This is a genomic window from Polynucleobacter sp. JS-Mosq-20-D10, assembly GCF_018687755.1.
Classification (GTDB): domain Bacteria; phylum Pseudomonadota; class Gammaproteobacteria; order Burkholderiales; family Burkholderiaceae; genus Polynucleobacter.
Genome location: NZ_CP061305.1, coordinates 1,397,340 through 1,421,261 on the forward strand (window position 1 = coordinate 1,397,340; position 23,922 = coordinate 1,421,261).

Annotated in this window: 19 protein-coding genes; 5 read left to right on the forward strand and 14 right to left on the reverse strand. The window is 46.2% G+C overall.

Features of this window, described 5'->3' with window-relative positions; translation table 11 throughout:
* Window positions 1-11: 11 nt before the first annotated feature.
* The 5 genes from FD967_RS07195 to rpsB form a co-directional block, all read right to left on the reverse strand.
* Window positions 12-785 carry an isoprenyl transferase gene (locus FD967_RS07195; protein WP_215325301.1) on the reverse strand — a complete coding sequence of 258 codons (774 nt, stop codon included), beginning with the start codon at window positions 783-785 and terminating at the stop codon, window positions 12-14.
* A 29-nt stretch (window positions 786-814) separates the two neighbouring features.
* Window positions 815-1,375 carry a ribosome recycling factor gene (frr, locus tag FD967_RS07200; protein ID WP_215325302.1) on the reverse strand — a complete coding sequence of 187 codons (561 nt, stop codon included), beginning with the start codon at window positions 1,373-1,375 and terminating at the stop codon, window positions 815-817.
* Between the two features lie 11 nt (window positions 1,376-1,386).
* Window positions 1,387-2,097 (reverse strand): UMP kinase, encoded by a 711-nt coding sequence (gene pyrH / locus FD967_RS07205; RefSeq protein WP_215325303.1) that lies wholly within the window; start codon window positions 2,095-2,097, stop codon window positions 1,387-1,389.
* Between the two features lie 189 nt (window positions 2,098-2,286).
* Window positions 2,287-3,165 carry a translation elongation factor Ts gene (tsf, locus tag FD967_RS07210; protein WP_215325304.1) on the reverse strand — a complete coding sequence of 293 codons (879 nt, stop codon included), beginning with the start codon at window positions 3,163-3,165 and terminating at the stop codon, window positions 2,287-2,289.
* Window positions 3,165-3,914, reverse strand: coding sequence for a 30S ribosomal protein S2 (gene rpsB / locus FD967_RS07215; protein ID WP_215325305.1), 750 nt, complete (start codon window positions 3,912-3,914; stop codon window positions 3,165-3,167). Before rpsB ends, tsf begins: the two co-directional genes overlap by 1 nt.
* Window positions 3,915-4,170: 256 nt before the next feature.
* Between rpsB and map the strand changes: the two genes are divergently transcribed.
* Both map and FD967_RS07225 read left to right on the forward strand, forming a co-directional pair.
* Window positions 4,171-5,007 carry a type I methionyl aminopeptidase gene (gene map, locus FD967_RS07220; RefSeq protein ID WP_215325307.1) on the forward strand — a complete coding sequence of 279 codons (837 nt, stop codon included), beginning with the start codon at window positions 4,171-4,173 and terminating at the stop codon, window positions 5,005-5,007.
* Between the two features lie 22 nt (window positions 5,008-5,029).
* Window positions 5,030-7,633, forward strand: a complete 2,604-nt coding sequence (locus FD967_RS07225; protein ID WP_215325309.1) for a [protein-PII] uridylyltransferase — start codon at window positions 5,030-5,032, stop codon at window positions 7,631-7,633.
* Here FD967_RS07225 and FD967_RS07230 read toward each other — a convergent pair.
* The 6 genes from FD967_RS07230 to smc form a co-directional block, all read right to left on the reverse strand.
* The gene (locus FD967_RS07230; RefSeq protein ID WP_215325310.1) at window positions 7,630-8,067 is read right to left on the reverse strand and encodes an NUDIX hydrolase; all 438 of its coding nucleotides are present in this window, start codon (window positions 8,065-8,067) and stop codon (window positions 7,630-7,632) included. The two genes, FD967_RS07225 and FD967_RS07230, sit on opposite strands and share 4 nt — an antisense overlap.
* A 52-nt stretch (window positions 8,068-8,119) precedes the next feature.
* Complete coding sequence (locus FD967_RS07235; protein ID WP_215325311.1) at window positions 8,120-9,037, reverse strand: hypothetical protein; 918 nt, start codon at window positions 9,035-9,037, stop codon at window positions 8,120-8,122.
* The gene (locus FD967_RS07240) at window positions 9,031-10,173 is read right to left on the reverse strand and encodes an NAD(P)-dependent oxidoreductase (RefSeq protein ID WP_215325312.1); all 1,143 of its coding nucleotides are present in this window, start codon (window positions 10,171-10,173) and stop codon (window positions 9,031-9,033) included. Before FD967_RS07240 ends, FD967_RS07235 begins: the two co-directional genes overlap by 7 nt.
* A 102-nt stretch (window positions 10,174-10,275) precedes the next feature.
* On the reverse strand, window positions 10,276-12,291 hold the full coding sequence (gene ligA, locus FD967_RS07245; protein WP_215325313.1) for an NAD-dependent DNA ligase LigA: 2,016 nt from the start codon (window positions 12,289-12,291) through the stop codon (window positions 10,276-10,278).
* Between the two features lie 8 nt (window positions 12,292-12,299).
* A complete protein-coding gene (locus FD967_RS07250; RefSeq protein ID WP_215325314.1) occupies window positions 12,300-13,358 on the reverse strand; it encodes a cell division protein ZipA C-terminal FtsZ-binding domain-containing protein in 1,059 nt (352 codons plus the stop codon).
* 18 nt (window positions 13,359-13,376) lie between these two features.
* Window positions 13,377-16,898, reverse strand: a complete 3,522-nt coding sequence (gene smc, locus FD967_RS07255; protein WP_215325315.1) for a chromosome segregation protein SMC — start codon at window positions 16,896-16,898, stop codon at window positions 13,377-13,379.
* Between the two features lie 174 nt (window positions 16,899-17,072).
* Here smc and dapD point away from each other — a divergent pair, with 174 nt between their 5' ends.
* Genes dapD through prmB form a run of 3 tightly spaced genes read left to right on the forward strand, consistent with a single transcriptional unit; the run spans window position 17,073 to window position 20,005 of the window.
* Window positions 17,073-17,900, forward strand: coding sequence for a 2,3,4,5-tetrahydropyridine-2,6-dicarboxylate N-succinyltransferase (dapD, locus tag FD967_RS07260; RefSeq protein WP_215325316.1), 828 nt, complete (start codon window positions 17,073-17,075; stop codon window positions 17,898-17,900).
* A 17-nt stretch (window positions 17,901-17,917) separates the two neighbouring features.
* Window positions 17,918-19,069 (forward strand): succinyl-diaminopimelate desuccinylase, encoded by a 1,152-nt coding sequence (gene dapE / locus FD967_RS07265; protein ID WP_215325317.1) that lies wholly within the window; start codon window positions 17,918-17,920, stop codon window positions 19,067-19,069.
* Window positions 19,070-19,108: 39 nt separating this feature from the next.
* Window positions 19,109-20,005 (forward strand): 50S ribosomal protein L3 N(5)-glutamine methyltransferase, encoded by an 897-nt coding sequence (gene prmB, locus FD967_RS07270; protein ID WP_215325318.1) that lies wholly within the window; start codon window positions 19,109-19,111, stop codon window positions 20,003-20,005.
* 12 nt (window positions 20,006-20,017) lie between these two features.
* On the opposite strand, the gene radA is transcribed toward prmB, so the two are convergent.
* Genes radA through FD967_RS07285 form a run of 3 tightly spaced genes read right to left on the reverse strand, consistent with a single transcriptional unit; the run spans window position 20,018 to window position 23,833 of the window.
* Window positions 20,018-21,382: a DNA repair protein RadA gene (radA, locus tag FD967_RS07275; protein ID WP_215327227.1), complete on the reverse strand. Its 1,365-nt coding sequence runs from the start codon at window positions 21,380-21,382 to the stop codon at window positions 20,018-20,020.
* Window positions 21,383-21,386: 4 nt separating this feature from the next.
* Window positions 21,387-21,833, reverse strand: a complete 447-nt coding sequence (locus FD967_RS07280) for a hypothetical protein (RefSeq protein ID WP_251369007.1) — start codon at window positions 21,831-21,833, stop codon at window positions 21,387-21,389.
* Window positions 21,834-21,892: 59 nt separating this feature from the next.
* Window positions 21,893-23,833, reverse strand: a complete 1,941-nt coding sequence (locus FD967_RS07285) for a potassium transporter Kup (protein WP_215325320.1) — start codon at window positions 23,831-23,833, stop codon at window positions 21,893-21,895.
* Window positions 23,834-23,922: the final 89 nt, after the last annotated feature.

Genomic DNA, 23,922 nt, shown 5'->3' on the forward strand with positions numbered 1-23,922 from the left:
TAAGGAGGGTTTTAGACTGCGTCACTCAATGACTCAGACGCTAACTGAGCGCTCGTGCGTCCAAAGCGACGCTCGCGCTGACTAAACCAGTCAAAAGCTTTATGTAGTTGAGCTTCATCAAAATCAGGCCAGAGAGTATCCGTAAAGTACAGCTCGGTATAGGCTAGCTGCCAAAGCAGAAAGTTACTGACACGCTGCTCGCCACCAGTGCGAATAAACAAATCTGGCTCTGGCGCGTAAGCCATAGATAAATAGGGTTGCAATAATTCTTCAGATACCTGCTCTGGTTTCAAGCTAGGGTTGGCAGCCAAAGATTGGCGCATCGCCTGCAAAATATCCCAACGTCCACCATAGTTAGCAGCAATAGTAAGCGTAAGCCCTTTGCAGGCCGCCGTTTTTTCTTCGGAGAACTGCACCATCTCCTGAATCCCAGAATCAAAGCGACTTAAATCCCCAATGAGGCGAAGACGGATATCGTTTTCAGCTAAACGAGACACCTCACCCTTTAAGGACTTTAGAAATAGCTTCATTAAAAAGCTGACCTCTTCTGGAGGGCGACGCCAATTTTCAGAGCTGAATGCAAACAAAGTGAGATATTCCACGCCTAGTTGGCGGCACTCTTGAACAATCTTACGAACAGCACCTAAGCCCTCTGAGTGACCCGCTACACGTGGCATGAATCGTTTACTGGCCCAACGTCCATTACCGTCCATGATAATGGCGACATGACGAGGAATGGCGCTAACCTCTGGAATTACCAAGGTTGAGCTAGTGTGCTGTGTCATGAGGCGAATAATAAGATTGGATCTGACGATTAAACCGTCATGATCTCTTTTTCTTTTTCAGAGACGATCTTATCAATCTCGACCACGGCGCGATCAGTCATCTTTTGAATGTCATCAGTCGCACGACGCTCATCGTCCTCAGAAATTTCTTTATCTTTGGTGAGGCGCTTTAAATGCTCATTGGCATCGCGGCGTAAATTACGTACAGCGATCTTGGTATCTTCACCCTCGTTTTTAACAACCTTAGTCAAATCACGGCGGCGTTCTTCAGTTAATGCAGGCATGGGTACTCGAATCACAGTGCCTTGCGAGGCTGGGTTGAGACCCAAATCGGAATCACGAATCGCCTTTTCAATCACAGCAACCATCGTTTTTTCAAATGGCTGCACGTTAATCGTTCTGGCATCAGCCAAACCTAGGCTAGCCACTTGGCTTAGTGGCGTTGGATTACCGTAGTAATCCACTTGGATATGCTCCAAAATTCCGGGATTTGCACGACCAGAACGAATCTTCGCCAAATTGGTTTTCAGAGCCTCAAGAGACTTCTGCATCTTTTGATCGGTAGTAGTTTTAATTTCTGTTGCGGACATCAAGCCTCCTATTAAACGTGTACTAAAGTGCCTTCAGACTCACCCTGAACCACACGCATCAATGCGCCTGGTTTGAGAATCGAAAACACTTTGATTGGTAACTTGCGATCACGGCACAATGCAAAAGCAGTTGCGTCCATTACCTGCAAGTTTTTGATGATTGCCTCGTCAAAAGTCATTGTTTTATACAAAGTAGCTGTTGGATCTTTCATTGGATCTGCACTGTAAATACCATCTACCTTAGTGGCCTTAAGCACGATTTCAACTCCCATCTCTGCACCACGCAAAGCGGCTGCTGTATCGGTAGTAAAGAATGGATTTCCCGTACCAGCTGCAAAGATCACCACCTTACCTTCACTCAGAGCACGAATCGCACGAGGACGAATGTAAGGCTCGACCACTTGATCCATTCTCAAAGCAGACTGCACACGAGCTTCAACACCTTTTTGGCGCAAAGCATCTTGCAGTGCGAGAGAGTTCATCATTGTGGCGAGCATTCCCATGTAGTCAGCTGTTGCACGATCCATACCGGCCGCACCACCTGCTACACCTCGGAAAATATTTCCGCCGCCAATCACGATAGCCAATTGAACGCCGCTATGCACTACGTCGGCTATTTCTTTCACCATGGAATCAATCGTGATTGGATTGATTCCAAAAGCATCATCCCCCATGAGGGCTTCACCAGAGAGTTTTAAGAGAACACGTTTGTAGGCTGGCATCGTTTTATTTTCCGTAATTTGCTAGGCCATTTATCTGCTTAGCTTATTGATCTTTAAGTACTTTTTAATTTCTTGTCCAAATTATAAAGGGCTTGGCACAGATCAAAGAAAAGGGCATGGAAACCGAGGTTTCGATGCCCTTTTGGGTATTACAGCCGTACTGGAAGAGCCCAGCAAGCTTGGAGCTAATTAAGCACCCTTAGCAGCGGCGACCTGAGCAGCAACTTCAGCTGCAAAGTCGTCTTGACGTTTCTCAATGCCCTCGCCCACAACAAACATGGTGAAACCCTTGATTGTGGTGTTAGCAGCCTTCAGCATTTGCTCAACAGATTGCTTGTCGTTTTTAACGAAAGTTTGATTCAATAAAGAAACCTCTTTGAGGTACTTCTGAATAGAACCCTCAACCATCTTCTCAACGATTTCTGGTGGCTTGCCAGACTCAGCAGCCTTTTGAACAGCAACACTACGCTCAACAGCAATGGCTTCAGCAGGAACATCAGCCATCGACAAAGCTACCGGCTTCATTGCAGCAATATGCATTGCTACGTCTTTAGCTGCAGTCTCATCACCCTCGAACTCAACCATCACGCCAATACGAGTACCGTGGAGGTAAGAAACCAACTTGTTGCTACCAGCGAAACGTTTGAAGCGACGTGGCATGATGTTCTCGCCGATCTTACCGATCAAGGCGCTACGAACTTCATCCACAGTTTGGCCATTCATTGGTAATGCAAGTAAGGCAGCAACGTCAGCTGGATTCTTTTCAGAAATCAGATTTGCGCAGGCTTGTGTAAATGCCAAGAAATCATCATTTTTTGAAACGAAGTCAGTTTCGCAGTTCACTTCAAGCAAAGTGCCTGTAGTGCCATTGATTGCTGAAGCAACGATGCCTTCCGCGGTAATACGGGATGCAGCTTTACCAGCTTTGCTACCGAGCTTTACACGCAGAATTTCTTCTGCACGAGCCATATCGCCATCAGCCTCAGTCAATGCTTTTTTGCACTCCATCATCGGAGCATCAGTCTTGGCGCGTAATTCGCCAACCATTGCAGCGGTAATAGCGGCCATTATTCAGATTTCCCTTCTTCAACAAACTCTTCTTCGCCTTCTTTAACGGCAGTCAAAATTTCTTGAACAGAGTTTGATTTACCTTCGAGGATTGCATCAGCAATGCCACGAGCGTAGAGCAGAACAGCCTTGCTGGAGTCATCGTTACCAGGAATGATGTAATCAACACCTTCTGGTGAGTGGTTGGTATCCACTACGGCGATAACCGGAATACCCAGCTTGTTAGCTTCAGTAATAGCAATCTTGTGATAGCCAACGTCCACTACGAAAATTGCATCAGGAACGCCGTTCAAATCTTGAATACCACCAAGTGCTTTTTGCAACTTGTCGAGATCGCGATCATTAGTCAAGGCTTCTTTCTTGGAAAGCTTTTCCCAGTCGCCAGCTTCTTTAGCAACTGCCATGTCCTTCAAACGCTTGAGGGAACCTTTAACAGTTTTGAAGTTCGTGAGCGTACCGCCCAACCAACGGCTGTCGATGTAAGGCATACCAGCACGAGCAGCTTCTTCAGCAATGATCTCGCGAGATTGACGCTTAGTACCGACGAATAAGATAGTTCCACGGTTAGCAGCAACTTGTTTTGCAAATTTCAGGGCGTCCTGAAACATTGGCAATGTTTTTTCTAAGTTGATGATGTGAATTTTGTTGCGATGGCCGAAAATGTATGGGGCCATTCTTGGGGACCAGAAACGGGTTTGGTGACCAAAATGGCAACCGGCTTCCAGCATTTGACGCATAGTTACTGACATAACTTCTCCTAAGGGTTGGTTTCTGAGATTGAGTCCTAGCTGCGCTAAAAAGCGCCACCCTGGAAGGCTCAACCCGCTATTTCAGATCAAAATTGACCTGATAACGAAATTATAGCTTAAATATCAATGGTCTAGACGCCCTACCCCTAGCTCCTCACTAGAAAACCTACTCAGAAATGCCATTAAATCGTGTGCCCGCCTATTTTTTAGGCATATACCCACTAGTAAAAAGCCCCAAGTCGTTGATAATCAAGGCATGAATAGTGTATTTACCGCCGAAAAAGACATCCAAGGGATGCGCGAAGCTGGTCGCTTAGCCAGTGAAGTTCTTGACCACGTTGCCCCGCACGTCAAAGCTGGAGTCAGCACGGCGGAGTTGGATCACATCTGCCATGAATATATGCGCGATGTTCAAAAGACCATCCCCGCCCCACTCAACTACCAACCTCCAGGCTACCCACCCTTTCCGGCGTCGATCTGCACCTCGGTCAATGATGTGATCTGCCATGGTATTCCTGGCGAAAAGATTTTAAAAACCGGTGATGTTGTCAACCTCGATATCACTGTGATTACGCCTGATGGCTACTACGGTGATACCAGTCGCATGTTTATGGTTGGTGAAGTTTCAGTATTAGCTAAACGCCTCACTCAAATTACCTTTGAGTGTATGTGGCTTGGCATTGCGCAAGTTAAGCCTGGCGCATCCCTAGGTGACATTGGCCATGTCATTCAGACCCATGCTGAAAAGGCTGGTTATTCAGTTGTTCGTGAATACTGCGGTCATGGCATTGGCAAAGTGTTTCATCAAGATCCACAGATTCTTCATTACGGCCGTCCTGGCACCGGTGAAAAGTTAAAAGAAGGCATGACCTTCACCATTGAGCCGATGATCAATGCAGGTAAGCGTGATATTCGGACAATGCCTGATCAATGGACGGTAAAGACTAAAGACCGTAGTCTCTCAGCGCAATGGGAGCACACGCTCTTGGTAACAGCCACCGGCGTTGAGGTATTAACTTGGTCAGAGGGTAGCAATCCAATTCCTGATTGCGTTAAAGGTCTCTCATTTAGACCAAATCTAGCCAACGCTTAATTACTAAATTAGTTCAAGCGTAATGGGGCAAACTCTCGCAGCAATGAAACCTATTGCAGATATCGACAGCCTAAGGGCTGCACGAGAATTAGCCTATGAGGACTTTCGTGAGCATCAAGTGGTTGGGCGATTAACCAAGCAACTGAGCAAGCTCAGCGATGAACTTCTCATCAGCTTATGGAATTCCTGTGATTTAAATTCGGATGCTGCTCTTGTAGCGGTGGGTGGATTTGGCAGAGGTGCACTCTTTCCCTACTCCGATATTGATATTCTGATTTTGCTACCTGCAGATAAGGAATACTTTGAAGAAGTACTTGCCAGCAAGATTGAAAATTTTGTAGCGCAATGCTGGGATACCGGATTAGAAATTGGCTCCTCAGTGAGAACTGTTGCTGAGTGCACATCTGAAGCAGAGCAAGACATTACCGTTCGCACCTCCCTACTTGAATCACGACTCATCTGTGGCAAGAAAGCCCTCTTCAAAGAGTTTGAATCTGTTTATGAAAAGAGTTTAGACCCAAAGTCATTCTTCCAGGCTAAGCTAGCAGAGCAAATCCAGCGTCACTATAAATATCAAGACACGCCCTACTCATTGGAGCCTAACTGCAAAGAGAGTCCCGGTGGCTTACGTGACTTACAGGTAATTTCCTGGGTCAGCAAAGCAGCGCACTTAGGTAATACATTCAAGGATCTCAGTCTTGCAGGCTTGGTAACTCAACGTGAGTTAACAGAGCTCAATCGTAACCAGCGTTTTTTAGAAACTCTGCGCGCTAACTTGCATCTACTGGCCAAGCGTAGGCAGGATGTTTTGGTATTTGACTTACAGACACCATTAGCAGCGGCCATGGGCATCACGGAAGAGTCCTCTAGACTAGCCAGTGAGGCCATCATGCGCCGCTACTACTGGGCGGCCAAAGCAGTCAGCCAATTAAACGATGTACTACTTCAAAATATTGAAGCACTCCTTTTTCCTCAAGAATCCAAAACAACCCATGCCATTGCTGGCGTGGGCAATGAATGCTTTATTGAGCGTCAAGGCGTCCTAGATATTACTGACCCTCAGTTGTTTCAGGAGTATCCAGAACAAATCCTGCGGACCTTTTTAGTTTTTGCGCAAACAGCGAACGTCAAGAGCTTATCGGCAACGATCTTTAGAGCCTTATATAACGCTCGCCAAAAGATGGATAGTCAATGGCGCAAAGATCCGGTGAACCGCGCACTCTTTATTGAAATCCTTAAGGAGCCCGAGGGAGTCAGTCGCGCCTTCCAACTCATGAACCGCACCAGCGTCCTCGGTCGCTATTTGCCAGCCTTCAGAAGAATCGTTGGTCAAATGCAGCATGACTTGTTTCATGTCTATACAGTGGATCAACATATCCTGATGGTACTGCGGAATGTACGCCGCTTTATGGTGGTTGAGCATACGCATGAGTTTCCTTTCTGCAGTAGTCTGATTGCCCATTTTGAAAAGCCTTGGCTATTAGTCATCGCTGCACTGTTTCATGACATTGCTAAGGGACGTGGTGGCGATCACTCTGAGCTTGGCAAGGCAGACATGCGCAAGTTTGCCAAAGATCATGGCTTAGATAAGGCGGATACCGAGCTCTTAATTTGGCTGGTTGCAGAACACTTGAATATGAGCCAAGTGGCTCAGAAACAAGATATTACCGATCCCGATGTGGTGCAAGCGTTTGCTAAAAAGGTGGGTGATGAGCGCCACCTTACCGCACTGTATCTGCTGACCGTTGCTGATGTCCGCGGTACTAGCCCCAAAGTATGGAATGCCTGGAAAGGCAAACTCCTAGAGGACCTCTATCGCGTAACCTTGCGTGTATTGGGTGGAGCAAAGCCAGATGCTTCCTCTGAACTCGCACAACATCAAGAAGAATCCCGCGCCATGTTGCGCCTCAATGCAATTGAAGATCCTACCTATGAAAATCTCTGGAAGCAATTAGATGTTGCCTTCTTCTTGCGCCAAGATGCCGCTGATATTGCCTGGTTAACTCGCCATCTATTTGACAGGGTGGATAGCGAAACGCCGGTCGTACGCGCTCGCCTCTCCCCAGTTGGAGAGGGATTGCAGATTGCTGTCTATATCAAGGATCAAGAAGATCTTTTCGCCAGAATTTGCGCCTACTTTGAACGCCATGGCTTCTCCATTTGGGATGCCCGCATTCATACGACAAAGCATGGTTATGCACTGGATACCTTCCAAATTTCTGGCAGCAATCTAGTGGATGAGGGCGGCAGCTACCGCGATCTAATTCAGTTAGTGGAGTACGAACTCACAGCAGCGTTGCAAATTAGTGCTCCTCTGCCATCACCCAGCATGGGAAGACTCTCGAGGCAATCTCGCACCTTCCCTATTCAGCCACGCGTCCACATGACTCCAGACGAACGCGGACATTACTATGCGCTATCTCTTTCAGCGAGTGATCGCACCGGCTTACTTTATGCAATCTCTAGGATATTGGCCAAGCATCAAGTCTCCTTACACACCGCGCGCATCAATACATTGGGTGAGCGTGTAGAAGACGTATTCTTATTGGATGCGGCCAACCTGAGCAAGAACCCTAAACTGCAGATCTTGTTGGAAACGGATTTACTAGAGGCACTAGGGGCTTAAGCCTGGTCTTGCAGCTTTTGCAAGGCTCGTTTAATGCGCGGGCTGGTAATTTGATCAAAAGGCACCCATGCTTTTTGAATATCCTCAGGAGAATCTCGCTCCTCAATCACCTGCAATACAAATAAAAGATCAATGTGCAAGTGTGCGCCCTCACCTTTCTTTGGATTTGCAGGGATTTCATGCAGATCAATATCAACTGGATCCAATTGACCATCAGTAGATTCGCAAAGAATTCCTGTCTCCTCGTAAACCTCTCTTATTGCCGCCTCAATAGGAGACTCACCATCATCAATATGGCCGCCAGGCTGGAACCATTGCTTAATATAGGGATGGTAGATCAAGAGCACTAAGTCATCTTTAATGACAAGCCCGCTAGCAGTAATGTGGCCAGTCACATTAAGCCTAGACAATGGATTTTCTTCAGAGGCAATCATAAGAAATGCCCCTAAAAATTGCTCAGGGACTGTTGAAATATCAAAATTTTTTCTAAAAAAACGTGTGAAATTTTTCATAATTAAGCAAATACATAGCCAAAACTGTGAGTAGGAAAGTTAACAAAATAAATAACAAATCTCTTACATACAACCTCTCTCCCAAGAATAAATATGCAAATATTGCCCCCATAAAACCCGTGGTATTCAGTATTGGCCACACGAGCATCAGCTGATTAGCGCTTATTGCAAGTAAAAATGTAATTTGAGTAATTGCCGTTAAAAAGCCGCGAGTATAAAACCCACCTAAAGTCAAAATTTCCCCAGGAAATTTGAATGCTCTCGCAAATCCTTCTTTTCGAATTAAGATTAAAAATGAAAAAATAAATCGCCAAATTAGCACTGCAAATGTAAAAGATAGTAGCCCCCAATACCCACTATCTAATGGCGAATTAAAGCCAACAAAATACGAATAGATCCCCTGAGAAGATAGTATGGTTACTAGTGCAATAGATGCCCAAATTGATCTTTTTGCAGCTTGAATGCCAGCAGCCAATACAAACATACATAGTATTGCAGGCAAAATCCAAATCACACCCGAGTGAATCGAATAAACCCCGACCAAAGAAAGGAAAGCCGGAACAGTGATATCAGCAGACTTTGAAAGAATAGCGATATCGGTGACCCGCAGGGTTCTAAATGCATAGCCAAATGAATATGCAAGCAATTGGATTAATAAAGCCAGAAGTACAACATAAAAAGAAATAAGATCTGCAGACACAAATCCCGCTGCCGGGGAAAATAACACCAACGGGGCCATCAACACAACAGGAAGAAAGTTATTCCAATAGCTAATATTAATAGGGCATATAGAGGTATTTATAAATTGCTGTCTATCAACCACATTTAAACCTGCTCGGCTAATGGATGAAATGAGTGATGCAGCTATTGGAAGGGATTCATACATCAGCATAGCAATGCTCGACCGTGACCATATCTAGAAATCCATTGGTGAGCGATATATTTTTTATCGAGATCAGGGAGATATGAAATCCGGCCGCGCGGTGCCCCACCCAAACTCCCAAGTGAATAAATAATTTCACCCTGTACAAGCTCTATAAATTTATCAACAACTGCACCATGTAAAAAATTAATTGAATTTCCATCGTTATGAATATAAATATTTTTGTTGGATAAAACTACTCTGCGGGTATGGGGTGACTCTAAAAAAGATTCGGTATGTAATTTTTTACGCAAGCAAATTGATAACTCATCATCAGATGATGTAGCACAAAAAATATGCAACCCATTTTTTAAATAAACACCATCCAAAGTTGAAAGGGACTTATTCCCTGTTGCACAAAATAAAATGTCGGCTCGACTTAAAAAATCAGACCTACAACAGGCATGAAAGCCAAGTGAAAGTGCTGTAGCAATCAAAATTGGATTTGAATCATATACATCCACCCTTGCACCTCTTGAGACAAGGGAAAATGCAATCGATCGCCCGATTTTGCCAAACCCGATAACCCCAACTACCTTTCCCAATAAAATATTTCCGCGTTCACGCATCACGGATTCTGCTGAAAATACAATTGCCTGCCCCACTAAAGCATCCTCTGGATCCTTGAGAGAGCTTCGGGCTACCGAGATAATTGGAAAAATAGATTCGAATTGATTATGTATTTGCACGGCAACCTCATATTTTTGGTGCCCATTCTCAGTATCTTCTACTATCCCAATAAATCTGTCTCCAAATCGCACCGCTAAATCGATAGTTATTCGTGAAAAATAACCCCCCATATCCACAACTGCAAATCTCTCATTTGCAGTTAACCCATCCACAACATCAATAAAATTAGAGGTGCGATTTTTTATGTAATGACGATCCACATCAACAACTGGGTAGCGTTGCTTTAATAAAGTTAAATTTGAAAATTTTTTGGAGCTGCTCTTAGGAATTACAGCAGCTATCCTAGCGAACTGAGATATCGCCTGCAAGAAATTATCTACCTCAACGCCAGCATGTATAACAACAATTACGCTATCCACATCCTTATAACGTAAAGGGTCAATAATTGATTGGAAAAAGCTGGAAAGCGTTTGCATTAAGACTCCTAAATACAGAATCTTAATGAGCTCAATAGGCATTTGCTACCCGAATCTTTGGTAAGAAATGGCCTACAAGTTAGCCAAAAGTAACAATGTGAATTATTCCAATAACTCCAGCATTGCAGCTTCATCAATTACTGGAACGCCTAGCTCCTCTGCTTTAGTCAGTTTGCTGCCGGCATCGGTACCTGCAACTACATAGTCAGTTTTTTTGGAGACTGAGCCTGCTACTTTGGCACCTGCTTTTTCGAGAAGATCTTTTGCTTCATCTCTCGTCATGGTCGGGAATGTACCCGTGAGTACAAAGGTTTTTCCTGCTACTGCTGCGCTAATGACTTTTTCTTCTACAGAGAGCTGCATTCCTGATGCCAAGAGTTGCTCAATCACTTCACGGTTGTGAGCTTCTGCCATAAAGCTGGTGATGGAGTCTGCGACTACAGGACCAACATCTTTTACTGTGAGCAAGTCTTCGAGATTGGCATCCATTAAAGCGTGCATAGATTGATAGTGATTAGCCAAGTCTTTAGCGGTAGTCTCACCCACATGACGAATGCCTAACGCAAAGATGAATCTGGCTAACGTAGTGTTTCTGGATTGATTGATTGCTGCAATGAGATTGTCAGCTGACTTCTCACCCATGCGTTCTAGATTGGCGATTGCTGTAAAGCCTAGGCGATAAAGATCAGCAGGTGTTCTGACTAGATTATGATCAACTAACTGATCAACAATCTTCTCGCCCAAGCCTTCAATATCTAATGCACGTCTATGCGCAAAATGAATTAATGCCTGCTTGCGTTGGGCCCCACAAAATAGGCCGCCACTACAACGAGCAATGGCTTCATCAGCCAAGCGCTCAATATGGGAGTCACATACCGGACAATTTTTTGGCATTACAAATTCTGTTGCGCCTTCTGGTCGACGCTCTTTAAGCACCGAAACCACTTCCGGAATGACATCTCCTGCTCTTCTGACAGAAACGGTATCGCCAATGCGGACATCTTTACGCTTGACCTCGTCTTCATTGTGCAGAGTGGCATTAGTAACAGTCACTCCGCCTACCTCCACAGGAGCAAGCCTTGCAACTGGTGTGATGGCACCAGTGCGCCCAACTTGGACATCAATACCGAGTACAGTGGTTAACGCTTCTTGCGCTGGAAACTTATGAGCCAAGGCAAAGCGTGGCGCCCTAGATACAAAACCCAGCTTAGCTTGCTCAGTAAAGGAGTTGACCTTATAGACCACACCATCAATGTCATACGGTAAAGAATCGCGCTTTGCACCAACTTGGTTGTAGAAGGCCAAAATATCATCTACTGATTTGAGAACACGGCGTTCTGTGCAAACTGGTAAACCCAACTTCACATAAGCATTGAGAAGTTCTTCATGGGTTTTTGGCAGCCAAGACTGTGGCTCTAGGGCTCCTAGCCCATACGCAAAGAAAGAGAGTGGTCTTTTGGCAGTGATCTTCGAATCTAGTTGCCGCAAACTTCCTGCTGCAGCATTACGGGGGTTGGCAAACTCTTTCTCACCTTGAGCAGCGGCTTGCACATTCATTTTTTGGAAATCTTTCAGATACATAAAGACTTCACCGCGCACCTCCAATACTGCTGGGATATTATCACCTGTCAGTTTGAGTGGAATGGCTCGAATCGTTTTGATATTAGCAGTGACATCTTCGCCACTGGCGCCATCACCTCGGGTAGCAGCTTTTACTAAAGAACCATGCTCGTAGCGCAAGGAGATTGCTAGGCCATCAAATTTAAGTTCACCTGCGTAATCCACTTGATCGGCATGCAGACCTTCACGGCAGCGACGATCAAAGGCAATTAACTCAGCATCTTCAAACGCATTGTTTAAAGAAAGCATCGGTACTAGGTGAGTTACCGAATCAAATTCCTTCAGTGCAGTACCGCCCACCCTTTGCGAGAGTGAGTCCACAGTAATCCATTCAGGGTGCAAAGCCTCTATATCCAGTAACTCACGATAGAGGCGGTCATATTCACTATCAGGAACGATTGGATTATCTAGAACGTAGTAGGCATGCTCTAAGCGCGCTAAATCGGTCTGCAATAATGCATAACGATCCGCTAAATTTATCGGCTTAGAGGACGACAAGTGATTGCTCAGCTAAAAAGTCTGCTAGCAGCAGAAGATCCAGCAGGAACACCGTTTCTCTCGAGGTTTTCATATAAACCATCAAGGTGTTTACGAATGCTTTGAATAGAAATTTCAGATAAATTGATGCCGTTGTCATCAACTAAACGACCATGAGCAGCTTGTGCAATTTCAAGACCCTCCGCAAGCATGCGCTCAAATGCTTTCTCTTCCAAAGAAACTAAGGGCAGCTCTAGGAGTAAGGTAAGTTGCTGAACAGGCTTGCCAGGGTTAAGGTCACTGCTGCTAAAAATAGGCGCTCGATTACTGAAGTATTCATAAGTGCGGCCATTGCGCGACAAGATAAATCCCCGTTGGCGCATCAAAGAATCAAGGCTGGTCCAAGGGCATGCTTCATCAAATAGCACGTTGATACTTAATTGAATATCACTTTCGGCAGCCATGAAATCCAAATCTTTAGCCTTATCCAACATCGTACTGACACTGGGCATGTCAATCTGAGAACCAAGTGTTAACGCAAGCGCCTGAGCTCTAGAACAAAAGTCAGACAACTCCAGCACGCCTATCGGCCCGCGACGACTTGCTAATTGAATAGCAAGCTGAAGCTCCGAATAAGAAGAGCCAGGCATAAGCAAACCCCATGTCTCAGAGGAATCATCATCCACATTCAAACCCTCGCACATCCAGCGGGCTGAAGATGGAGTAGATAAATCTTCCCAAGAATGCATTTCTTTTAAAATCTCTGACCCCATAATTGGCTGGGAAAAGCGCAAAGCAATCACGCAGTCTATTCTTGGATCAATCGAAAAGGCTGGCAATTCAGTATTTGCTGGCAGAGAGCCTTCTTTAAAAACTGGCTCAATCTGTTCACCCAGAATGGAATCGGCAAAATCGGTCCCAAAAGTTGGTTCACGCGCACTTCGCTCAGCGGCGTAATACTCAACGCTCGCTTTTGCTTTACGCAGTGCATGAGCATATTTAACATTCAGAATAGCCACTAAAATCAGTATTAGTAGACCAATAACAGCCAAAGCAAACTGCAAGTCAGACAAACCTAGCATTGTCATGAATTGCTCTAGATCCACTTAAGCTGCCTCCACCATCGACACTGCAGATGAAATATCCACCGCCACAATACGCGATACACCCTGCTCTTGCATGGTGACACCAATCAACTGATGAGCGATTTCCATAGTGATCTTGTTATGTGAAATGAATACAAACTGAGTCTTATCAGACATTTTGGCCACCATCTTCGCATAACGCAAGGTGTTCGCGTCATCCAATGGTGCATCAACCTCATCGAGCAAACAAAATGGTGCAGGGTTAAGGAGGAATAAGGAGAAGACCAAGGCAATCGCAGTCAAGGCCTTTTCACCACCAGAGAGTAAATAAATAGAGCTATTCTTCTTGCCTGGAGGCTGGGCCATGACCTGAACACCAGCATCCAAGATCTCCTCACCGGTCATTACCAACTCCGCATGACCACCACCAAACAGCTCAGGGAATAACTTACCGAAATGTATATTGACCTGATCAAAAGTGCCCTGCAAGAGATCGCGGGTTTCTGCATCAATCTTGGCAATCGCATCGGTCAAAGTCTGCATTGCTTCGTTCAAATCGGCTGATTGTGCATCTAAGAACTGTTTACGCTCACGTGAACTAGAGAGTTCATCCAAGGCAGCCATATTGACCGGGCCTAAAGATTGAATCTCAGAATTGAGGCGATTTACTTCGGTTTGTAATGCCCCAACCTTGAGATCTGGACTAAAGCTGGCCTCTAATGCCATTAAGTCTGCTTCGGCATCTGATAGTAAGGTCGCAAACTGCTCAAAGTTCAAACGGGCGGCCTGTTCGCGCAACTGTAAGTCGACCACTTTGTCACGCATCGGTTGAAGACTGCGCTCAATCTGTAAGCGCACTTCATCTGCTTCACGTAATTGATGCAAGAGTGCATCTTGTTCAGTACGGGCATTTGCCAATGCGGCTTCGCGAGCGCTGCGAGCCAGCAAGAGTCCTTGTAACTTATCTTGAGCCTCTTCATCGCTCAGAGTTTCCAGCTCTTGTTCAGAAGTAGCCTGCTTATCCTGAATCTCCATGATCTGAACACGCGCAGTACTTTGATCACGCTGTAAGTCAGCAATCCGCTGCTGTAAAGAACGGGTTGCAAATGCTGCCTCTTGGGCAGACATCTCTGATGAGCGCAAAGATTCACGGAGACGATCGCGCTCTTGAGTGGCTGACTCCAGTTTTTCTTGAGCGATGGCGAGATTCTCTTGCAAACCTTGCTTAGATTCTTCTGACTGAGCGAGCTCCTCAGAGGATTGCTCTTGAGTTTGACTCAATTGTTCCATTTGCTGACGCAACTCACTTAACTCACCCTGAATTTGCTCAGCGCGTTGGCTGTACTTTTCTTCAGCCTGAGTTAATTGCATTCTTTCTACTTCAAAGCCGTGCACTTCTTGTACGGCATGCTCTGCGGCAATGCGGGTTTGCTCAGCAGCTTGATGGGCAGCTTGGTAATTGGCAACGCATTGATCCAGCTCACCTTGCAACTCACTCTGAATTAACTTCTGTGCACGCAATTGCTTCTCGAGACCCTCCATCTCTTGAGCGCGAGCCAACATACCAGCCTGCTCAGAGTCGGCCGCATATAACTGCACTCCAACTCGACTGACTAAATGCCCTTGTTGAGTAACGAAAGCACCGCCAGCAGGTAACTTTTCGCGGCGATGCAATGCATCTTCCAAGCTATTAGCAATGTAAATATTGTCCAACCACTCTTGCAATACAGCAGCTACGCGTGGTGCACCTGCACTTTGAACACGAGTTAGTAGTGCAATAAAATCTGCTGGCACGGTAGTGTGTGCAGGAGAAATGTCTTCTGTGAGCAAGATCGCTAAACGACTTGGAGGCGCATCATTCGCTAAGGCCAAGGTTTCTTGAACGCTTTTGGCTGTAACAGCGGCTAAGCGCTCGCGTAAGACGGACTCTAAAGCAGCTTCCCAACCACTCTCCACCTTAAGCTCTTGCCACAAACGCTTGCTCTCTTTTAAGCCCTTGCTCTCAAGCCATGGACCAATCTTGCCTTGAGCTTGAACGCTGGCTTGCAAGGCAGTCAGTGCAGTTAATCTAGCTTCGGTTTGTGCCAACTCTTGGTTAGCAGATTGAATCTGTTGTTGTGCGGTATTGCGAGCTTCATCAGCTGCAGGAACACGTTGTTGCGCCTCACCTGCTTTTTGTCTCGCTTCATCTACCTTACGTTGCGCCATCGCATGACGATCAATTGCCATTTGCAATGCTTCGGCATCGGGCCTGCGCATACCAGCGAGTTCAGCCTCAAGACGGGTATCGCGCCCCTTGAGTTCTTCTACCTGTGACGTGATGGCTTTAACACGCTCGCCTAAACTGGCTAAGCGCTGGTCAATCGTGGCTAAGCTCTCGCGAGCATCATTAAGTTCGCGTACATGAGATTGATAGGCCTCTTCGCGTGCTGGCATTTGCTCTTGCAAACCAGATAAGTCGGCCATTAATGTTTGTTCTTTTTCCGCAGCCAAGCTAAGCTCATGCTCAGCAGAGCGTTGCGCTTGAGCGGCATCAGTTTCTTGAACAGTCCAACGTTGCAGTTGAGCTTGTAAATCTTGGGATTGTTGTTGCAGGCGCTGGCGCGCTTCTTGCACGTAACGAATTTGTGACTCAACCTGACTCACATCAGCATTGGTTTGATACAAGTCTCCTTGAGCCTGAGAAACCCGATCTTGCAGTGCGTACTGCTCAGTGCGCATTGTCTCGAGCTCAGTCTCCACGTGACGCATTTTGGCAGTCTGCTCTTCCAAGTTGACTTGTGTGTCACGAATACCGTTGGCGTGGCGCTCTTGCTCCTTACCAGCTTCGGTCTGACGTACAAACCAGAGTAACTGCTGTTGCGACTTCATTGCAGTAGATAATTCAGCATGGCGCTCAGCAACAGTGGCCTGCTTCTCTAAACGCGTAACCTGCTGATCGAGTTCACGCAATATATCTTCTACGCGAACTAAGTTTTCTTTCGTATCTTCAAGACGGGAGGCAGTTTCTTTACGACGCTCCTTGTATTTAGAAACACCAGCCGCTTCTTCCAAGAAAACACGCAACTCTTCTGGCTTTGCCTCCAAGATGCGGTTGATAGTGCCCTGCCCGATGATCGCATAGCCTCTTGGACCCATACCGGTACCCAAGAAAATATCTTGAATATCTTTACGGCGCACTACTTGATTGTTGACGTAATAACTAGAATTGCCATCACGCGTCAGAACGCGTTTGATTCCTAATTCTGTAAAAGCACTCCACTGACCTTGAGCGCGCCCTTCTGAGTTATCAAAAATGAGTTCCACACTGGCACGACCCGATGGTTTACGCAAACCAGAGCCATTAAAAATCACGTCCTGCATCGACTCACCACGCAATTCACTAGCGCGAGACTCACCCAAAACCCAGCGCACAGCGTCAATAATGTTTGACTTTCCGCAACCGTTAGGGCCCACAACACCGATCAATTGACCTGGCATTTCAAAATGGGTTGGATCGACGAAGGACTTAAAGCCGGAAAGTTTGATGGATTTCAGTTGCACGGCGTACTTTGCAGGAAAAAAGGGGGTTCAAATAAGGGGGTAAAAATTATTACTAAAGTGGGAAGATGATAGCAAGCTTAAGGCTCCCCACACGGGTTTTTGCCCCACCGATATAATGATCAATCTATATCCAGGGACAAAACCCCTTAACAATCTGATAGTTAACTGAAAAGCATGAGCAAATCACCACAAAGCATCATCGATCAAGCCTGGGAAAACCGCGCAAACCTGTCTCCTGAGGCCGTTTCCGGGGAAATCCGCAACGCCGTAAACGCCGTACTCGAGGGCCTCAATACAGGCAGTATTCGCGTAGCCGAGCGCCGCAGCGTCGGCAAATGGGAAGTGAACCAGTGGGTCAAAAAGGCAGTTTTGCTGTCTTTCCGCCTGGAAGATAACAAACCTATGGGCGCTGGTGGCTATACCCAGTTCTACGATAAGGTACCAAGCAAGTTTGAGAACTACACCGCTGAAGACTTCGCCAATGGCGGTTTCCGAGTGGTTCCCCCTGCAATGGCACGCCGAGGCTCATTTATCGGCAAAAATGCCGTTTTAATGCCTTCCTACGTCAATATCGGCGCTTATGTTGGTGAAGGCACCATGGTTGATACCTGGGCAACTGTAGGGTCATGTGCTCAAATTGGTAAAAACGTGCATCTTTCTGGTGGCGTTGGTATTGGTGGTGTTTTGGAGCCAATCCAAGCTGGCCCAGTGATTATTGAAGATAACTGCTTTATTGGCGCCCGCTCTGAGGTAGTGGAAGGCGTGGTTATTGAAGAAAACGCCGTTCTCTCTATGGGTGTCTATATTGGTCAAAGTACCAAGATCTATGACCGCGAAAGCGGTGAGATCCATTACGGCCGTGTACCAGCAGGTTCTGTTGTAGTTCCAGGCTCTCTTCCCTCTGCTTGTGGCAAGTACAGCCTGTACGCTGCAATCATCGTGAAAAAGGTGGATGCTCAAACTAGGGCAAAGACTGCGATTAACGAACTCTTGCGCGATTAAGTTGTAGAGCCAGACACATGAGCGCCACCCTAGAATTAACAGAAGCCCTCATCTCCTGCCGCTCGGTAACCCCAGCGGACGGAGGGTGTCAGGAGCTCATTGCTAAACGCCTGCAAGCGATTGGTTTTCACACTGAGAGTGTTGTTAGTGGCCCCGAGAATTTTCAGGTTACCAATTTGTGGGCAATCAAAAAGGGTGTATCCGGAGATCAGGGCAAGGTCTTAGTGTTTGCTGGTCATACTGATGTTGTACCAACTGGCCCGTTAGAGAAATGGACCAATGATCCGTTTACCCCAACCATTAGAGATGGCATGCTCTTCGGTCGCGGGGCTGCGGATATGAAAACTTCTCTTGCAGGATTTGTAGTCGCTACCGAAGAATTTGTCATCACCCACCCAGACCACAAAGGCACGATTGCCTTTTTGATTACAAGTGATGAAGAGGGTCCAGCCAACGACGGCACTGTCATCATGTGCGAGCGCTTGCAAAAACAAGGTCAGCGTTTAGATTACTGCGTAATTGGTGAACCAACCTCAGTTGATCAACTCGGCGACATGATTAAGAATGGTCGCCGTGGATCGCTCTCTGGCAAGCTTCGGGTTAAAGGCATTCAGGCACACATCGCCTACCCTCACCTGGGTAAAAATCCTATTCACCTTTCAGCGCCTGCAATTCAAGCGCTCGTTGAGACTGAGTGGGACAAAGGGAATCAGTATTTCCAGCCGACAAGTTTTCAGATTTCGAATATTCATGCAGGTACTGGTGCTAATAACGTCATTCCTGGCGAGCTAGCGATTGATTTCAACTTCCGTTTCTCTACCGAGAGCAAACCGGAAGAACTACGTAGTCGCCTAGAGGGAATTCTTAGTGCCGCAGGTCTCGATTTTGAAATTGATTGGGTTTTGGGCGGTAGCCCATTTATTACGGGCGATGGCGCTCTTGCTGGTGCCCTGCGTAAAGCCATTAAAGCTGAAACCAAAATTGATGCAGAGCTCTCCACCACTGGCGGCACAAGTGATGGTCGCTTTATTGCGAAGATCTGTAAAGAAGTTGTCGAATTTGGTCCGCTTAATGCGACCAGCCACAAGATTGATGAGTGCGTGATTGTGGATGATGTTGTGCCACTCAAAAATATCTATCGCAAGACACTCGAGCAACTCGTTGCTTAAGACTGTTTCGTCAATTACTTTTTCTTATAAAAACTCCTCATGGACCCTGCGCCCCAGCAATCTCTGACGCTTGATCAATGCATTGATCACATTGCACAACAACTAGAAACAGCAGATTTGCATTATGGTCATGGCGCTCTTGATGCGCAAAGTGAAGCCCTCTGGATTGTCAGCAAACAACTTGACTTAAGTCCTACAGATGCACTGGACCACTTGCAGCAAGTGATGAGTGCCGAGCAAATTACTAGTGCACTTGAAGTTACACAAACCCGCATCTCTACACGCAAGCCATTAGCTTATATCTTGGGCGAAGCCTGGTTAATGGGTGTGCCTTTTTTCTCCAGCGAGCAAAGCATTGTTCCCCGCTCCTGGATAGCCGAGCTCATCGTAGATGGCTCACTAGAGCCCTGGTTACCAGCTGATGGCAAAGCGCTCGATCTTTGTACCGGCAATGGCTCTCTAGCAATTTTGTTAGCCTTAGCATGCCCCGATATTCATGTGAGTGCTTGTGATATCAGCTTACCCGCATTAGCAGTGGCGTCACGTAATCTCGATCGTCATGGCCTTACTTCTCAAGTGGAACTTTTTGAGGGTGATCTCTGGGATGCATTGCCAGAACCCCATGAAGATAATCTATTTGATCTCATCATTTGCAACCCGCCTTACGTCAATGCCAACTCGATGAACGCCCTGCCTGCTGAATACCATGCGGAGCCTACTCTTGCATTAGCAGGTGGCGATGATGGAATGGATCTGATTCGGAAGATTATTGCTGGCGTACCAGACTATCTATCTGAGCGTGGCGCCATTCTGATTGAGATTGGCAATGAGTATGAGCACTTTAAAAAAGCCTTCCCTCAACTTCCTGTCATCTGGATGGAAGTATCCGCAGGAGATGAACAGGTACTTCTGATTCAAGCGGAAGACTTGCGCTAAATTGTTATTGCATTAACTGAGCTCTGCTGCTGCAGAGATAGCCTGATCAATACGCTCTACTGGAATCACTCTTAGCCCTGGAATCTTTGTCTTCGGCATATTAGCCTTCGGAATAATGGCTACGGTAAAGCCCAGCTTGGCCGCCTCTTTCAAACGCTCCTGACCACGTGGGCATGGACGAATCTCCCCCGCTAAACCAACCTCACCAAATACGATCAACTCTTTAGGCAAGGCCTTATTGCGAATCGAAGACTGAATTGCTAATAGCACTGCTAAGTCAGCTGCTGGCTCTGAGATCTTCACACCACCTACTGCGTTTAAGAAGACGTCCTGATCAAAGCAGGCAACACCAGCATGACGATGCAATACTGCTAAGAGCATGGCTAAACGCGCTTGTTCCAAACCAACTGCCAAGCGACGTGGATTAGGAATATGCGCAGTATCTACTAGCGCCTGAATTTCGACTAAGAGCGGTCGACTACCTTCTTGTGTAACCAATACACAGGCGCCAGGCACCATCTCTGCATGCTGGGAAAGAAAAATTGCTGAAGGGTTTGCAACGCCACGCAACCCTTTTTCGGTCATCGCAAATACACCAAGCTCATTAACTGCGCCAAAGCGATTTTTAATCGAGCGGACCAATCTAAATGAAGAATGGGTATCGCCCTCGAAATACAAGACGGTATCCACAATATGCTCGAGCACACGAGGGCCAGCCAAGTGACCATCTTTAGTCACGTGCCCCACCATTAACACGCAAATACCGCTAGATTTAGCAGCTCTAGTTAATTGCGCAGCACACTCTCGCACTTGCGCAACTGAACCTGGAGCTGAGCTCAACACTTCTGAATACAAAGTCTGAATGGAATCCACTACCAAGACCTGTGGCTTCACTGTATCCATAATGGATAAGAGCTTTTCTAACTGAATCTCAGCGAGCACTTCTAATTGTGGCGCATCGAGTGCAATGCGTTTTGCACGTAATGCAATTTGCGCCGCAGACTCCTCACCACTGCTGTAAAGAACGTTCATACCTGCAGCACTCATCTCAGCAAGGGCTTGGAGCAAGAGAGTGGATTTGCCAATGCCAGGATCACCCCCCAACAGAACAACACCACCGGGAACTAATCCGCCACCTAATACGCGATCAAACTCTTCTACGCCCGTACTAAAGCGCGGAAGGTCTTCAGCAGAAATAGCAGAAAGCTTTTGACGGGGGAGCGACTGCGCCAATCCCTGAAAGCGGGCGTTTGAGCTCACCTCTGGAACACCCTCTTCCAAGGTATTCCATGCCTGACATGAGGGGCACTGACCTTGCCATTTGGCAGAGGTCCCACCGCATGACTGACAGATATAGATTGTTTTTATTTTTGCCAATGAATTAATCGAGCTGAGTGCCCGCTTTGTTTTCTTGAGCACGTTTAGGTGCATCTTTACGGCGCTGTTCTAAATCGGCTGCGCGAGCGGCTGCTGCTTTTTGCTTCTCTTCGAATTCTTTTTGATTGGCTGAGCGCTCAGCCGCTTTTTCAGCAGAAGCACGTTCAGCAATCTTAGTGGCATCGCGTTGATCTTTAATACTGGCCCGTAACTTGCGCTGCACCTCATGTAACTCCACTTCTTGCACACGTATGGGATCAATTTCTTTGCGGTATTGTGCACGTGAATCTTTTAAGCAGTCATTTACCCAATACTGCTGATAGCACTCGAAGTTGGCTTTATCCCAGCGATACTTAGCCCAATCACGTTGCAACTCGAGCTCTCTCTCAATCTTATCAAGTTGCTCCAGCTGAGCCTCCTCAGCAGGAGTGGCAAGTGAAAGAGTGCTCAAGGAGCAGGCCAACAGGAAAACCCCGAATGCACTTAAGAAGCGCAAAGAAAGTGGCTGTATCAAATCTCTACCTTTGCGCCAAGTTCAACCAAACGATTGGTAGGAATCTTAAAGAAGTCTGATGGTTTGGCTGCGTTTTGCATCATCCAACCAAACAGTTTCTCTCTCCATAAGGCCATCCCAGGATTTGCCGATGGAACAATAGTGTCACGCGCAACAAAGAATGAGGTATCCATTAAATTAAATTGAATATTTTTCTGCTCACTGAGTAACGACAACACCTTATTGATGTCGGGCGATTCTTTAAAGCCATACACCGCCCTGACTAAGAATATATTGCCGCCCAAATCGTTGATGCTCAGACGCTCCTGATCATTGACGTAAGGCACATCCCAGGTGCTGAGCTTCACAAAAAAGATGCGCTCATGCATTACTCGGTTATGTTTTAAGTTATGCAACATCGCGATTGGCACATAATCGATGTGCGCAGTTAAAAAGATGGCTGTTCCCTCAACACGGTGTGGGGGGTGGGCCAATAAACTAGCCACAAATTCTTTCAAATGGATCGATCCTTCAACCAATTTATCGCGCAAGAGTTTGCGTCCTCGATACCAAGTAATCAAACAGGTAAAAATGATGAGGCCTAAAAATAAAGGGTACCAACCACCATCTTTAATTTTAATTAAGTTAGCACTCCAAAAAGCAAAATCTAAAGTAAAGAAAATGGCCGTCAAGGACAGTACTAAGAAGAGATTCATCTTCCACTCACGATACATGACCACGCCCAATAAAATTGCGGTAATCATCATGGTTGAGGTAACTGAAATACCATATGCTGCAGCCAAGTTCACTGATTCTCTAAATTCAATAATGGTGACAACCACCATAAATAAGAGAGCCCAATTCACTACTGGAATATAAATCTGTCCTTGCTCAGAATCAGAGGTGTGCATGATGGTCATGCGCGGCATAAAGCCCAGCAAAATTGCTTGACTCACTAAAGAGTACGCACCTGAAATCACCGCTTGCGATGCAATGACTGTAGCAGCAGTAGCAAGACCAACAACAGGCCATAAAGCCCAATCTGGAACCATTAAATAAAATGGGTTAGAAGCAGCCTCTGGATTAGACAACAAGAGTGCGCCTTGCCCTAGATAGTTAATTAAAAGGCTAGGCAAGACAACAATGAGCCAAGCATAACGGACAGGGTTTCTTCCAAAGTGCCCCATGTCTAAGTACAGTGCTTCAACACCAGTAACAACCAAGACAACAGCACCCATCACAATATAGGCAGTAGTTGGGTGATCTATTACAAACTGCACCGCATACATTGGATTAATTGCGCCTATGATTTGCGGCGCTGCGCCAATATTAATGACACCTAATACTGCTAGAGTAATAAACCAAGTGAGGGTCACTGGACCAAATAGATTGCCAACAGCCGCCGTGCCATATTTTTGAATCATAAATAAGGCAACTAAGATCACGAGGGAAATAGGGATAATGAATTTATGCAAGCCAGGAGCCGCAATCTCAATACCCTCAACAGCAGATAAAACAGAAATCGCTGGGGTAATGACAGACTCACCGAGTAGCATGCAAGCGCCGAGCATGCCTAAAATCATTAAGAAGAAATAGCCTTTTGATTTGCTATCAAAAGATCTAAGCGCTAAAGCCATCAAAGATAAAACACCACCCTCACCTTTATTATCAGCACGCATCACAAATAGAACGTATTTAAAGGTCACGATTAAGATCAAAGACCAGATCATCATCGCAATCACGCCAAATAATGCCTCTGGAGAAAATGGGATGCCATGCTGCGGATCAAAGCACTCCTTGAGGGCATACAAAGGACTAGTGCCAATATCACCAAACACTACGCCAATAGCGGCAAGCATCATTGTCGCAAGGCCTTTTTTATGGTTATCGTGATCACCATGCAGATCAACGGGCTTTAATAAATCAGAACTTGAAAACTCAGGATTGCTAATGGACATCTCATCACCTTTGAGTAATATTGCGTTGCAGTATGTTACACCTTATGCAGGTTGACTCTGAAGTCATATTTCTGTTTAAAAATCATCTT